The sequence below is a fragment of the Shewanella sp. SM68 genome (assembly GCF_025653925.1).
Lineage (GTDB): Bacteria > Pseudomonadota > Gammaproteobacteria > Enterobacterales > Shewanellaceae > Shewanella > Shewanella oncorhynchi.
On the sequence record NZ_JAKKRU010000003.1, the window covers coordinates 374,244 to 389,006 of the forward strand.

13 protein-coding genes are annotated in these 14,763 nt (G+C 43.5%); 10 read left to right on the top strand and 3 right to left on the bottom strand.

The features are described from left to right. Positions 1-63 precede the first annotated feature (63 nt). Positions 64-987, bottom strand: coding sequence for a hypothetical protein (locus L5M40_RS07225; RefSeq protein ID WP_263256457.1), 924 nt, complete (start codon positions 985-987; stop codon positions 64-66). Between the two features lie 452 nt (positions 988-1,439). Here L5M40_RS07225 and L5M40_RS07230 point away from each other — a divergent pair, with 452 nt between their 5' ends. The 4 genes from L5M40_RS07230 to L5M40_RS07245 all read left to right on the top strand — a co-directional run bounded on the left by L5M40_RS07230 (position 1,440) and on the right by L5M40_RS07245 (position 4,336). Then, positions 1,440-1,847: a DUF1398 family protein gene (locus L5M40_RS07230; protein WP_028760378.1), complete on the top strand. Its 408-nt coding sequence runs from the start codon at positions 1,440-1,442 to the stop codon at positions 1,845-1,847. 288 nt (positions 1,848-2,135) lie between these two features. Continuing rightward, complete coding sequence (locus tag L5M40_RS07235) at positions 2,136-2,963, top strand: hypothetical protein (RefSeq protein WP_263256459.1); 828 nt, start codon at positions 2,136-2,138, stop codon at positions 2,961-2,963. Between the two features lie 40 nt (positions 2,964-3,003). Next, positions 3,004-3,819, top strand: a complete 816-nt coding sequence (rlmA, locus tag L5M40_RS07240; RefSeq protein WP_173245473.1) for a 23S rRNA (guanine(745)-N(1))-methyltransferase — start codon at positions 3,004-3,006, stop codon at positions 3,817-3,819. 307 nt (positions 3,820-4,126) lie between these two features. Then, positions 4,127-4,336, top strand: coding sequence for a cold-shock protein (locus tag L5M40_RS07245; protein WP_011789734.1), 210 nt, complete (start codon positions 4,127-4,129; stop codon positions 4,334-4,336). 996 nt (positions 4,337-5,332) lie between these two features. Here the strand turns inward: L5M40_RS07245 and rne are convergent. Then, on the bottom strand, positions 5,333-8,773 hold the full coding sequence (gene rne / locus L5M40_RS07250) for a ribonuclease E (protein WP_263177338.1): 3,441 nt from the start codon (positions 8,771-8,773) through the stop codon (positions 5,333-5,335). A 542-nt stretch (positions 8,774-9,315) separates the two neighbouring features. On the opposite strand from rne, the gene rluC reads away from it, so the two are divergent. Both rluC and L5M40_RS07260 read left to right on the top strand, forming a co-directional pair. Then, complete coding sequence (gene rluC, locus L5M40_RS07255) at positions 9,316-10,275, top strand: 23S rRNA pseudouridine(955/2504/2580) synthase RluC (RefSeq protein ID WP_105252860.1); 960 nt, start codon at positions 9,316-9,318, stop codon at positions 10,273-10,275. A gap of 22 nt (positions 10,276-10,297) precedes the next feature. Then, positions 10,298-11,014, top strand: a complete 717-nt coding sequence (locus L5M40_RS07260) for an HAD family hydrolase (RefSeq protein WP_168823747.1) — start codon at positions 10,298-10,300, stop codon at positions 11,012-11,014. A 172-nt stretch (positions 11,015-11,186) separates the two neighbouring features. Here L5M40_RS07260 and L5M40_RS07265 read toward each other — a convergent pair whose 3' ends face one another. After that, entirely contained in the window at positions 11,187-11,771 is a 585-nt protein-coding gene (locus tag L5M40_RS07265) for a Maf family protein (RefSeq protein ID WP_198572246.1), read from the bottom strand. A 262-nt stretch (positions 11,772-12,033) separates the two neighbouring features. Here L5M40_RS07265 and yceD point away from each other — a divergent pair, with 262 nt between their 5' ends. Genes yceD through L5M40_RS07285 form a run of 4 tightly spaced genes read left to right on the top strand, consistent with a single transcriptional unit; the run spans position 12,034 to position 14,758 of the window. Beyond that, positions 12,034-12,558 carry a 23S rRNA accumulation protein YceD gene (yceD, locus tag L5M40_RS07270; protein ID WP_028760371.1) on the top strand — a complete coding sequence of 175 codons (525 nt, stop codon included), beginning with the start codon at positions 12,034-12,036 and terminating at the stop codon, positions 12,556-12,558. A gap of 16 nt (positions 12,559-12,574) precedes the next feature. Next, the gene (rpmF, locus tag L5M40_RS07275) at positions 12,575-12,745 is read left to right on the top strand and encodes a 50S ribosomal protein L32 (RefSeq protein ID WP_006081226.1); all 171 of its coding nucleotides are present in this window, start codon (positions 12,575-12,577) and stop codon (positions 12,743-12,745) included. Positions 12,746-12,760: 15 nt separating this feature from the next. Then, a complete protein-coding gene (gene plsX / locus L5M40_RS07280; protein WP_028760370.1) occupies positions 12,761-13,789 on the top strand; it encodes a phosphate acyltransferase PlsX in 1,029 nt (342 codons plus the stop codon). A 9-nt stretch (positions 13,790-13,798) separates the two neighbouring features. Next, positions 13,799-14,758: a beta-ketoacyl-ACP synthase III gene (locus tag L5M40_RS07285; protein ID WP_131523925.1), complete on the top strand. Its 960-nt coding sequence runs from the start codon at positions 13,799-13,801 to the stop codon at positions 14,756-14,758. Positions 14,759-14,763: the final 5 nt, after the last annotated feature.

Consider the following 14,763-nt stretch of genomic DNA (forward strand, 5'->3'; position numbering starts at 1 on the left):
CCATTTTCCGAGAGATGTTTTTAAGTCATGACGGACCCTAAGCGTTTATCTGATGAAGCCTATTCAATGATATTTCTTACATAATATGGAAAAGTCATCCATTGGATTGAGTAAGAAATCTTTACCGACAATGGAAGTCATTTCTGATTCAGATATAAAAGGATTGTCAATTTTAAAAACTAATCGTTGATTCAATTTACTTTTTATCAAAAAATCGCAATGGCGTTGATAAAATAACTGGTCAAATTGACCATTATCGATAATTCTCTGGAGGCCAATTTGTATTCGCTGAGCTAAGCGAGGTTTGTTAGGCGAAACATAATAATATGTCGCTAGTGGAATATGTAGCATGATGCTTTCATCAACAACGAGATCTGGATATTGTTGATTAAACTGCTCAACCTCCTGAAATACTTCATTCACTCCGCGGCCAAATGTTATAAACCGTCCTTTTGATAGCATATTAAATAAACTGTCATATTGATTGCTTTCTATAATCTTAAATCCTGCTTGTTGCATGGCAACTTTAGTTGACCATTGGCTACCTGAACCAGTATCAAGAGCAGTTAACTGCGCTAGAGAGGTGATTTGGGCTAACCTAGGTACATTTTCCTTTTTAATAATAAAAATTCTAAATCCCTGAATGCCTTTTCTAATGGGAATTTTTATTGGAATAAGCTGTTTATTCCACTGTAGGTTAGAGGCTTCTGCAATAACATTGATGGTTTCACCCTCTTGTAATGCTCTGAAGATACGATTTCGACTCATTATTAGATCTGAGACTTGCAGTGATGCTTCACCAAAATCGGCTTTGGTTGCATCAATAACTAATTGTAAAAGGTCATAAGTATACTGATATCTGTGATCAAGCTTGGATTCTGACTGATTGATAATGAATTGATCATTAGCATAAGTGACGGGTATGTTTGTCAAGACCCACAGGGAAAGAATACAAAAAATAATGCCCAGTCGCTGTAAATTATCCATCAATAAACTCATTGCTAGAGGTTGAAATTGATTCGGTGTGCTTATTTTAGCAGTAGCCTAGGTGGCTTGCGGGATAAAGAAACAGATGATAAGTGTAAATGATACATTTTTTTAGTTTGGGTTTATGTGAGTTGTAAATCAATTTAGACACCCCAACGGTGTTGGCACTGCGTGCGAGTGGCTCGCAGAATATTTTAAAGTCCTTATGTTGTTTAGCCATAGTGTTTTTAATATGGCTTTACGTTATATATGCATAAACGTGTTTGTAGTCTGGCAACGATTTTGGGGGAAGTTTGAAGGTCGTGTTTATTGCGTTAATCATTTATGAGAACGTACTTTGAGCGTTTAACCAGCGCTGGCGTATGCTCCACGTTTTTACAGTGCTATCACTTTGGCTCTACTGCTGATGTTGAACATATAAATTGACCACTCAAGACCCAGAGGGGACATCAATGAACTCGGATAAAATTTTAGAATCTGCACAAGCAACCTTGTCTGGATTAATACCATTTCCTCAAATTGTCGGCAATCTTATTGCTGAAGGTGTCGAGTATTACTATGTAGACTATGCCTCGAAGTCATTTACTTTCTATAGCGCAGCAGGTACTACAGTGCAATCACCTTTCTCATTTGAGGGACTTCCATTAATTGCTGAAAATTTTAATGTGATTGAACTCAGAGCTGCCATCTTGGATAGTCAGCAGCATGGGCAAACATTTCGGCTTTTCTGCCAGCGCGCTATGAATGCAGGAGTTCAAGGTTATTTCGTGTTTTTGCGAGGTAAACGTGTAACCTATTTTGGCCGTCAAGGTGACCAGCATACCGAATGGTTTTCTGGCGCTAAGCCGAGCGATGCCTAATAACGCTGACTAGGTTCGTCACTTTCTAGGCTGGGTGCATCGTGAGTTTTACATTGGGTGAATGGTTACGTGAAGTTCATTGTATACGTCACTTACATCTTCCTGTGCTTAACGTTATAGATCACTGGAGGCATAAATATGCTACCACGCAATGTCACTACTATTTATCGAATGCCGATTTACGGCATCATGAAGATTAAGTCATACCTTGCGATGGTAATGGTTTACGGAGTGATTTTAATTGGTATTGGACGGTACAATTGCGGTTAAATAGGAGAATAATGTCTTATGTACCATCAATTTCTAAATGAACCTATGGTGCTTGATATTGAAAAGGCATCAATACTCACATTACGGCTACCCGACGATGTGAGTGATTTTATTGTGTCACAGGCGATCAATGCCCCTTTACTAGAGATTATCGTCATAGCTGAAGCCGGAATTCAGCAAAATATAGTCATCCGCTTCCAGCCGTTTATGGGTCTTAAGGTCGAATCGTTACCGCAAAGCCCTCAGGCTTTCAATACACCAATAACCCGCAGCCTTGGGCAAGGTTTTAGGCTTTATACACGGATGGGAACAGCTGCGAAATTTTGTGCGGCAGAATTGAGGCGAGGTGTATCTTTTACCTTAGATACGACTCGTCATTTAGGTGCAGATAATGACTTAACTTTTGCCTTACAAGCCAATTCAAAGTTTGAGTTAGTTCCCTTAGAAGCGGATTTACGGGTTTTGCATGAGCCCAAAGCGTTAATGGTTGCTAAAGCACTGTTAGCAAGGCACTACGACTATGCCGCATCATCTGAATCTCTTGCAATTTACATGACCGAAATCGAGCAGGTTAGATTAGAATTGCAGTCGTTTATGCGCGGGGAGCTTGGTCAATGTCACGCCAGCCTTGCTGATGAAGTATTAAGGATCGATCCCTTGCTACTGCAGAAACAACAATGGTTATTTAGAACCTATACCCATATGTTTGAGCGACCAAACTACAGCCGCGCTGCTAATGATGTCGATAACACTGATAAGCTATTAAGAAAATTAGAGTGTTATGAATTACTCGCTTCACCGGAATTGATCCTGATGGTAGACCGATTGATGGAAGACGAAACGTAAACTTTTTTACCCAAATTTAGCTAAATGATAAGAGTCCATTATGCATTATTTATGTCCCCTGTGTGCCGCCCCACTGACGTTAACGGAGCGAACTTGGGGTTGTTCACAGCAACATAAGTTTGATATGGCCAAAGAAGGCTATGTCAACTTATTACCTGTACAGAAGAAAAACTCAAAAGATCCTGGTGATAATAAACAGATGATGTTTGCTCGGCGTGAATTTTTAAACGCGGGTTACTATCAAGGTTTGAGTGATAGAGTGAATGAGCTCGCGCTTGAGTTTAGTGCCGAAGCAAAACAAATCCTCGATATAGGCTGTGGGGAAGGGTACTACAGTCAACGTTTATTCCATGTGTTGAGCCAGCACCATGATTGCAATTTACAAGGTATAGATATTTCTAAGTCTGCAATTAAATATGCAGCTAAACGTTACCCTAATTTGCAATTTTGTGTCGCAAGTGCCTATGAAATGCCAATCGCATCCCAAAGTGTCGATCTTGCCATTCGTATTTATGCCCCTTCAAAAGTAGAAGAGTTACAACGGATTATGGCTGATGGAGGCTTACTGATAACGGTTTCTCCGGGACCTTTACACCATTTTGCGTTGAAACAACAAATTTATGCTGAGCCAAGATTACATCCCGTTTCCACAGCGCATATTGCTGGATTTGAGTGTCTTCATCAGGAACGCTTAATCTCCCAGTTAGAGCTGGCAAATAGTGAACATATCGCTCATTTTTTAGAAATGACGCCCTATGCTTGGAAGTTTACTCATGCCCAAAAGCAAGCATTTGCGTTGCAAGGACTGAACTGTGAATTGGATTTCCAAATTGAAGTGCATCGGATTTCAAAGTAAGCGATAAGATTAAGCTATTGAAATAAATTATTTAAAATGCTTAACTGTACTTGCTAAACAGCATGAACCTAGTGTTCTGCTAGCCGGTTGCAAAACCGTAAAGTAGATTTAGGCAAAATAAATAATCCAAAGTGTCGCAGTGTGTTGACTTATCTTTAGAATGGTTTATAGTCTTATCAGCTTGAAGGTTGGGCTTATATTTATGTGTTCAATACGACCAGTTCGTCCTGTAAACATAAGTAATACCGGCATTTTCCAGCTCCACCCGCCGTTAAGGCTTTAATTTTTTATTTACAGGATTTATATTATGTCTCAAGTTACTGGTGTTGTTAAGTGGTTCAACTCTGACAAAGGTTTCGGATTCATTGAGCAAGAATCTGGTCCAGATGTATTCGTACACTTCCGTGCGATCAACTCTGACGGTTTCAAAACTCTTGATGAAGGCCAAAAAGTGTCTTTCACTGTGACTCAAGGTCAAAAAGGTCCACAAGCTGAAAACGTAACTATCATTGGTTAATTTTCAGTGCTGTTAGCCTAGAGCTGATAGCAATGGATTAAAGGGCTATGGTTAATTCCGTGGCTCTTTTTATTTGTGCGAAAATAAGATTTCATTTAGTTTAGATTGTTGAATCCAGTATAAGCGACGAGATCCACTTAACATGTCGCATTAATTTAATGCTTAAATCTGAAGTTAATCATCTAATCTTTCTCTGTTAGAACCCAATTTTGATATCTCCAAAATTTTCAATAAAACCATTTGATACACTCTCCTTATTTTTACCCCTGTAACATTCAATTCCATTATATGCTAACTCTTAACGCTTGCTCTTATCGAGTTTAGTTTTTGCGTAATCTTATATTCAATGTCGAACGCGAATGTGTCTAATCATCCATTTTTTGTAAATCAGTGATGCCGAATATTATTGGTGCATTTACATTTCTTGCACTTAGTCATCCTACATATACTAAGCTGCACCTAAGGCTGAAAGCCTTGTAGTAAAGATTCGAGGCTGAAAAAGCGTTTAGTGTTTGATATTAAATAATATTCTCTTATTTATGATGTGTTTTGGAGTCGACCAAAAAACGAATATTGCTATTGATATGCCTTGCATTTCGTACATTTAAGTATTTCCGACAGAAGCTTTAGGCTGCTAATCCAACTTAATTATCGGCTACTTTATAGCGGGATAATGCTCTCCCTCGACTAGTTTCCCTAACTTATAAAGGAGGGGTCTACAGTTAGCACTAAATGGATTAAGAGCCCTTTCTACTGGCGGGTATTGGCCTGATATTTTGTTAGCATGTTTATTGCTTCTAATGTGACGTTAGTGACAACACAAGAATACTTAAAGTTGAGAACTATATACCGAGGATCTTTTGATGGGTTATGTTATTCAAGGGACTACGATTAAGCCGAAAAATGGATTGAGCTAAATTTAAATATTGTGTGAGTATTACAGTGTAAATAAAAAAGCCATGCAATTGCATGGCTTTTCTGGTTTAGCTTAAGTGATTATGGACGTGCCATATCAGACTCTGCACCATTAGCGAGTTTGATTTTGGCAGTAGACTCTTCGTTCGCAGTATTCTCATACTCTCGTCCTTTAGGGACTGCCACTTGTTCTCTCACCTCAACGACAGGCTTGGTCATATCCGAAGACACCATAGAGCCAAAGCGGCTGGTGGCTTTCGGCTTGCTGACAACAACTGCATCCGTGATTTGCGGTGTTGTTGGAACTGTTTGTACTGTGGCTTGAGGCTTAGCTATAGCAGCCGGTCTGGCCATTGGCGCAGAGGCTGTTGCTTTCACGGCTTCTTTTACTTCAGCGCTCGGTGCAACACTTGGCTCGACAAGTGTTTCGGTTTTAGCGGCTTCAGCTTTGGGTACTGCTACTGATTTAGTCACTGAGCTTTCAACTGATGGGACTGCAACGACTACGGCTTCAGCAGTAACGCTGGTCACCTGAGTTTCAACGATTGACGCAAGGTCAACTTTTACGTCAGCAGCCTTTGGCTCTTCCGCTTTCGTTTCAGTGGTTTTAGTCACAACAGGTTTAGTTTCAACTTGCTGAGTTTCAACTGCTGCAACGTCATTTGTTTGAGGCTGAGGCTCAACTTTTGCTTCGACTTTAACAACAGCAGGAGCTTCAACAGCTGGAGTTGAACTTGTTTCAGCTATTTCGACGTCAGCAGTTTTAACGGCTGGTTCAGTTACCGCTGTTGTTTGAGTTGCAACAACAGGAGTTTCCACTCGAACACTGACGATTTCGCTTGGGTACTCTTGGTCAGCACCTAATTCGTCATTAGGAACGAATTGCGCTGGCGTTGATGTACCTTGGTCATCTTCGTCGCGACGACGACGTTGACCCGCTGCACGAAGGTGGCGAGGGCTACGACGGCTACGACGTTGACCATCTCTTTGCTCGCGTTTTGATTGATCATCAGCATTAGCATTTTCGTTGTCTGCATCAACTTCGCTATCTTGCGATACTGCATCCGCTGCTACAGTATGAGCTGCTGTGTCAACCAAGGTGTTTTCAGCTGTGTTAACAGCATCAACCGCAGGTGTTTCTACTACAGTAGAAATTACAGTTGTCTCTTCTAGCACAATATTTTCTTGCGCTTCTTGAGCGGGTGCGGCTTCTTTACGAGGCTGGCGACGTGTTCTTGGCGCTTTAGTTTCTGCTGGCGTTTGGGCAATGACTTCCGCTTTGGCATTAACACTGACAGTACTTGCCGCTGCGGCGTTAAGGGCTGCAATTTCCGCTAACACTTCTGCGGCATCTTCAGGTGCAATTGGGATCGCATTATCTGGCGTATTATGGCCATTATCGATACGCACCTTACGACGCATGTTACGGCGCTGACGACGCTCACGGGCGACTTCTTGCTTAGGGGCATCATCTGCTTCAATGTCAGCAACAACATCTTTTGGCGCTTGTACGCGTGGCTTAGGTTCAGCTTTAGCTGGACGTTTAGCCGCTTCTTCTTTTTCGCGTACTGGACGTTCTTGTGTGCTGACTACTGCATCAGCCGGTTTTTTTGGATTGCGGCTACGCGGCTCACGAGTGCCTTCTTTTGCTTTGTCGGCATCTTGGGCATTGCGTGGGCGGCGAGTGTCATTACGACGGTTACGGCGATTTGCGTTAGCCGCACTGGTATCAGTTGCTTTAGTTTCAACAACTTTTACAGGTTCAGCTTTTTCACTTGGCGCAAACATGGCACTGATTGCACTCACAAGTTTGCTGAAGAAGCCTGGTTGTGGCGCTTCAACTTTCACCGTTGGTGATGGGGCTTGTTCTACTTTTTGTGGCGCTGCAAAACCTTTTAATGCCGGAATAGGCGCCGCAGTACGTTCCAGTTTGCGTGGCTCATACAATTTGGCTTCAGGATGCTCTATACGCTTATAGCTTGATTCACTGATTTCATCATCACTACGGTGACGGATCACGCGGTAATCAGGCGTCATCATGTGTGCGTCAGGTATCACATACACTTCGACATCGTGACGCTGTTCTGTGATGCGAATGGCTTTGCGTTTCTCGTTTAACAAGAAAGCTGCAACATCCACAGGCACAATCGCTTCGATTTGTGAGGTGTTTTCTTTGATGGCTTCTTCTTCCATCAAACGTAAAATTGACAGTGCTAAAGACTCGGTACTGCGAATCGTGCCTTGGCCATGACAGCGAGGGCAGATATGCGCTGCAGATTCTTCTAAAGAGGGACGCAGACGTTGACGCGACATTTCCATCAAACCGAAACGAGAAATGCGACCTAACTGCACGCGAGCACGATCATGGTGCACAGCATCACGTAAACGGTTTTCAACTTCACGCTGATGACGCACTGGCGTCATATCGATAAAGTCGATAACCACTAAGCCACCTAAGTCGCGGAGACGCAATTGACGGGCAATTTCATCGGCGGCTTCGAGGTTAGTGTTCAGTGCTGTTTCTTCAATATCGCCGCCTTTAGTGGCACGGGCAGAGTTGATATCGATTGAGGTTAAGGCTTCAGTTGGGTCGATAACAATCGAACCGCCAGATGGCAGACGTACTTCGCGTTGGAAGGCGGATTCAATTTGTGATTCGATTTGGAAGTGAGTGAATAATGGCACTTCAGCTTCGTACAGTTTTACGCGCTCAACGAAATCAGGGCGAACTAAGGCGATATGTTGCTTCGCTTCTTCAAAAATACGTGGATGATCGATGAGGATTTCGCCCACGTCACGGCGTAAATAGTCACGAATAGCGCGAACTATCACATTGCTTTCTTGGTGAATTAAGAAAGGTGCGCCTTTAACTTGTGAAGCTTCGGTGATCGCCGCCCAGTGGTGTTGTAGAACTTTTAAGTCCCACTTTAACTCGGCAGATTCTTTGCCTACACCCGCAGTACGCACGATAAGACCCATGCCCGCAGGCACTTCTAAGTCAGCCATCGCTTCTTTTAGCTCAGTGCGTTCATCACCTTCGATACGACGAGAAATCCCGCCAGCACGTGGGTTGTTTGGCATTAATACTAAGTAAGAGCCTGCAAGGCTGATGAAGGTCGTTAAGGCTGCACCTTTATTGCCGCGTTCTTCTTTGTCAATTTGGACAATAACTTCCTGTCCTTCACTGACCACTTCTTTGATGTTTGGGCGACCTTGGAACGAATATCCCTTCGGGAAATATTCTCTAGCGATTTCTTTCAGTGGTAAAAAGCCGTGACGATCGGCACCGTAGTCGACGAAAGCGGCTTCTAAAGACGGTTCTACGCGGGTAATTTTACCTTTGTAAATGTTTGATTTTTTTTGCTCATGACCTGGGCTTTCAATGTCTAGATCATACAGTTGTTGCCCATCAACAAGGGCAACACGCAACTCTTCTGATTGAGTTGCATTGATTAACATACGTTTCATGATGACGTCATTCTTCTTTAAATAGAGGTCATCAAACATCGCGCTTCGCTGCATTACGGGCCTAGCAGTAGATCAACTGAGCCTCACGGCTGGTGGCTAGGCAAGAGGTGCGCATTACTGTTAGACGCAGTCGCTGCGTGTCGCATCCTATTTATGGCTTATTTTTTAATGATTACAAAAACAAGGAATTCGTTGTAAAACATCAACCAACCCCATAAATTCTTTAGTTTCGTTCCGGTAATGCCCAAGTCGAATCGGTTTGTCTGACGACAGGTTAAAATATCCTTCGAAATCGGGGAGGAAAACCTAGGGTAAACCTTATTAAAGTAAGGTGACTTTCTCGATTTAATCGTAAAAAACGCATTTGTGGTATTTTTACTCTGTATACGATTTGCAAATCAATGATTTGCTATCAAGAAAATCTTTTTTTATCCGTTAAATTTTCCGCTTGGGATCAGGGCGTTGTGAACACTTTATTCACGGCTTATCCCTAATCGCTGGTGAAATATAGCAATAATCAAAAAATTCAGCAATGGAAAGGCACAATTCTTCTCAGTTGTTGTACAATGGCGACCGTTATAATTAGATGGCGCATCATGAATATAGAATCCACCCCACAACAGGTTCAGTTGATCACGATTGATGAAGATCACTTCGAACAGCGTATTGATAACTACTTAATGACCAAGCTGAAGGGCGTGCCGAAAAGCATGATCTATCGCATTGTCCGCAAGGGCGAGGTTCGAGTGAATAAGAAACGCATCAAACCCGAGTACAAGTTGCAGATTGGCGACATAGTACGTATTCCGCCAGTCCGCGTGGCAGAGCCGGATAACCGTACCGCACCATCGGCGAACTTAAGTAAAGTCTCGCAACTCGAAGATCGTATTTTGCATGAAGACAATCATTTGATCGTGCTGAATAAACCTGCTGGCATTGCCGTGCATGGTGGTAGTGGAGTCGATTACGGTGTGATTGAAGCATTGCGTTCACTGCGTCCTCAACAAAAGTTTTTAGAGCTAGTACATCGTCTCGATAAAGATACTTCTGGTGTGTTGTTGGTGGCTAAAAAGCGTAGCGCGCTTAAACATCTGCATGATCAGCTTCGGTATAAAAAGATGCAGAAAGACTATTTGGCCTTAGTTAAAGGGGAATGGTCTGCTCAAGATAAAGCCGTTAAACAGCCTTTATTGAAAATCACCCTTAAATCGGGTGAGCGCATTGTGCGTGTTAATGCTGAGGGTAAACCTTCAGAAACGCGCTTTAAAATTATGCAGCGTTACCAAGGTTGTACTTTAGTGAAGGCAAGCCCTGTCACTGGACGTACTCATCAAATTCGGGTGCATTGTCAATTTGCCGGTCATCCAATCGCCTGTGATGATAAGTACAGCGAGCAAGGGTTTGACGATAGCATGCGTGCATTAGGCTTAACTCGACTCTTTTTACATGCCGCTGAATTGATGTTCATTCATCCAGAAAATGATGAAGTGATGCGGGTTTCTGCGCCTTTAGATGAAAATTTGTCGCAATTACTCGATAAGTTAAAGCGTGCGTAATCGACGGGGATAGGTTTCAAGGATGAAGATAAAGCAATACGATTTAGTGATTTTCGATTGGGATGGCACTCTGATGGATTCCATCGGTAAAATTATCACTTGTATTGAAAATATGGCTAAGGCATTGCAGTTACCTATCCCAACTGAAAGTGACATTCGCGATATTATTGGTCTTTCTATGACAGAAGCGCTGCGAGTCCTGTTCCCTGAGGGGCTTAATTGCAGCGCTTCTTCTGTATATTCTCAGCCTCTACATTCTAATAATGCATTCAGCCAAGGCGAAAATGATCAATATCAGCAGATGCGCGCTGAGTTTAAAGCACAATATTTGCATTTAGACACCACGCCAACGCCCTTGTTTGTGCAAACTCCAGCGTTAATTGATGACTTGCATAGCCAAGGCTATAAGTTAGCCGTCGCAACTGGTAAAGCCCGTGCGGGACTTGATCGCGTCTTTGAGCAAACAGGCTTAGGTCGATACTTTGTTGCGTCACGCTGCGCTGATGAAGTGCACAGCAAACCCCATCCTGAAATGATCTCAAGCTTGCTGAAAGAATTGAATATTGCCCCGAACCGAGCCTTAATGGTGGGTGATTCTCTGCTGGATTTAACCATGGCGGCCAATGCAGGGATTGATAGCGTTGGTGTGACCTATGGCGCTCACAGTGCTGAAAAGTTGCTGCGGGCAAAACCTATCGCCTTGATTGATTCACCAAAGCAATTACTGCAATACCTCTAACACTGCTATTTAATACTGAAGCGGCAATACATGCGGCTGCGCATGAGACTTCCTTATCACTTTTATTTACGTCTCATCTTTTCGTCGATGAAACGACTCAGTAGCTCGGTATTTTTGATGCGCGTCATCGATTCAATAAACTGAGCAAATAGAGCAAAGCCTTGGTAAACGTTTAAGCAAGAACGTCTACACCTTGGGCTAACAGCATTTCCGTCAGTAATATCAGTGGTAAGCCAACTAAGGTATTGGGATCGCGCCCTTCGAGCTCTGTAAATAACGCGATACCTAAACCTTCGCTCTTAAAACTGCCTGCACAGTAGTAGGGCTCTTCCTTTTCTACGTATGCCACAATCTGCGCATGGCTAAGGTGCCTAAAATGAACCGTAAAGGGTTCAACCTCAGCGGCCATAGCGCCAGTTTTGGCATTATAGAGTGCAAGACCAGTATAAAAGGTGATTGCCTTGCCTGAGGCTTGAGTGAGCTGCGCGACGGCATTATTAAAATGATGGGGTTTACCGATAATCTTGTCATCAATGACGGCAACTTGATCGGAACCAATAATCAGACCATCGGGGAATTGTTCTGCTCCCGCGACGGCTTTTGCTTTGGCTAATCGCAGCACTAAAGCATGGGCCGATTCTTCGAGATACGCCGTTTCGTCAATATTAGGATTGCAGCATTCGAAGGGTAACCCGAGTTTTTGCAGTAAAGATTGTCGATATACAGACGTCGAAGCTAAGATTAATGGGGTTGGCATAATGAGATATCCGCAAAAGAGTGACTCATATTGTGACCAATCAATGCGAGAGAGTGCAAGAGTTTCGTCTTTTACGGTTTCTTTTCAATGAATGCGACTATTTTAGGCGGCTTGCGCTTGTATGCGGCCCCATGCTTGGGTACTATTTCGCTTCCGTCAATTTCAATGTTGGGGCAGGGGAAAGGCTTAAGTCGCAAACTGGGACTTAAGTTAGCATTTTTTCTTTGACTCTAGCGTTTTCAAACTATAATATGCGCGCCTTATGCAAACAGTAAAGATACCGGTTTCAATTGATCCATTTCGCGCCGCCTCGAGTCGCCTAGTTTATCAGGGCGTTGTTCCTGGTGTGCAACTGAAAAGATTAACTGAGTTATGTGCCGGCGACTGTTCCGATGTGGCAGTGTCGCTTGAATGTGGCGTAGATTTACAGGGGATAGTCTACCTGAAAGGGAAGGCTGTGACGGAGCTCACTCTGATATGTCAACGTTGCATGACACTATTTACCACTGAGGTTACGGTCGAGTTTTGTTTTGGTCCATGTCGGACTAAAGCAGAAATCGATGAGCTCCCGGATGCGTATGACCCAATTGAGTGCAATGAAATTGGCGAAGTGCGTCTACATCAATTGATCGAAGATGAATTGATAGTCGCTATGCCGATAATCCCAATGCATCAAGAAATTGATTGCAGTGCAGGATCTAAAGACATGGTTGTAGGCGAGATAGAACCCGCTCAAGAGGAGCGTCCAAATCCGTTTGCAGTGTTAGAAAAACTGAAGAGCAAGTAATCGAGGAGACAGGCCAATGGCTGTACAACAGAACAAAAAATCACGTTCAAAGCGCGGAATGCGCCGTTCACATGACGCACTGAGCACTGCTCAGCTGTCTGTAGACGCTACCAGCGGTGAAATCCATATGCGTCACAATGTGACTGCAGATGGCTTCTATCGCGGTAAAAAGGTAATCAACAAGTAATTTGTTGGTTTCCTAATGACGAATCTGACGCTTGCGTTAGATGCAATGGGTGGTGATCATGGCCCCCACGTCACGGTGCCTGCAGCCTTGCGGGCACTACAATTACATTCTTTTCTTAAAATCATTTTAGTCGGTGACAAGACTGAAATTGATGTCTATCTACGTCAAGCCGAAGCGAGTTTACTTTCGCGCATAGAAATCATTCATACCGATGAAGTCGTTAGTATGTCCGATAGGCCTGTGCATGCCTTGCGTACACGTAAAAACAGTTCCATGCGATTGGCTATTGAGTTAGTGCGTGACGACCGCGCACAAGCGTGTGTGAGTGCCGGTAACACAGGGGCGCTGATGGCAATGGCGAAAGTATTGCTGAAGACCTTGCCTGGTGTTGATCGACCAGCATTAGTCAGTTGTTTACCTGCGGTGACTCAAAAACCGGTTTATTTGTTGGATTTGGGCGCGAATATTTCCTGTGACTCGGAAACCTTATTTCAATTTGCCGTGATGGGCTCAGTCCTGTGCGAAGCGGTAGATAAGAAATCTCGGCCAAAAGTCGCCTTGCTCAATGTGGGCGTTGAAGAAATTAAAGGTAATGACCAAGTTCAGCAAGCCGCGCAGTTGCTGCAACACACAGAACAAATCAATTACACAGGTTTTATCGAAGGGGATGAAATCTATTCCGGTAATGTGGATGTGATTGTTTGTGATGGGTTTGTGGGTAACATCACGCTCAAGACCTCTGAAGGTATTGCCAAGTTATTAGTACATCAGTTAAAACGGGGACTAACCCAAGGTTTATTCGTTCGTTTTCTGGCTAAACTTATCGCCCCTCGTATCCAGGCGGTCCTTAGTCAGATGAACCCCGACCACTATAACGGTGCAAGTCTGATAGGATTGCGCGGAATAGTTGTAAAAAGCCATGGAAACGCGGATGAAACTGCCTATTTACAAGCAATTAGTTTGGCAGTAACGGAAGCTCAACGTCGACTCCCTGAAATGATAAAAGATCGTTTGGAGTCGATTCTTTTAGATATAAATAACTGATCCCTCCTTATGCATACAAAAATTCTCGGAACTGGTAGTTATCTACCGGTGCAGGTGCGTAGCAATCAAGATTTGGAAAAAATGGTGGAAACCACTGACCAATGGATTGTTGAACGTACAGGTATATCAGAACGTCGCATTGCGGCTTTCGATGAAACCGTTTCAACTATGGGCTACCAAGCGGCATTAAAAGCGCTAGAAATGGCTGGCATAGAAGCATCAGATTTAGACATGATCGTCTGCGGCACCACCAGTGCTCCCAATGCTTTTCCGGCTGCAGCTTGTGAAATTCAAGCCATGCTTGGCGTGCATACCATTCCAGCTTTTGATATCGCAGCGGCGTGTTCAGGCTTTGTTTATGCTTTATCTGTTGCCGATCAATTTGTAAAAACGGGCGCGGCTAAAAAAGTATTAGTGATTGGTGCCGATGTACTGTCTCGCTTATGTGAGCCAGAAGATCGTTCAACGATTATTTTATTTGGTGATGGTGCGGGCGCGGTTGTGATAGGCGCATCCGAAACACCAGGGATCATTTCGACCCACATTTATGCCGACGGTCGCCAAGGTGACTTATTGAAATGCGCTTTCCCACCACGTAAAGGCGAAACTTCTGAAGCGGTCGGTTTTATGACCATGAAAGGCAACGATGTCTTTAAAGTGGCTGTGACTCAATTGTCCCATGTGGTGACTGAGACGCTGCGCATTAACAATATCGATAAGTCAGAAATTGACTGGTTAGTGCCACATCAAGCCAACTTCCGAATTATCAATGCTACCGCTAAAAAGCTCGATATGAGTCTTGAGAAAGTCGTATTGACTTTAGCTAAACACGGTAATACTTCTGCCGCGTCAGTGCCCATTGCATTGGATGAAGCCGTACGTGATGGCCGTATTCAGCGCGGACAATTACTGTTGCTTGAGGCCTTTGGTGCTGGATTTGCGTGGGGCAGTGCGCTCATTCGTTTCTAAGTTCT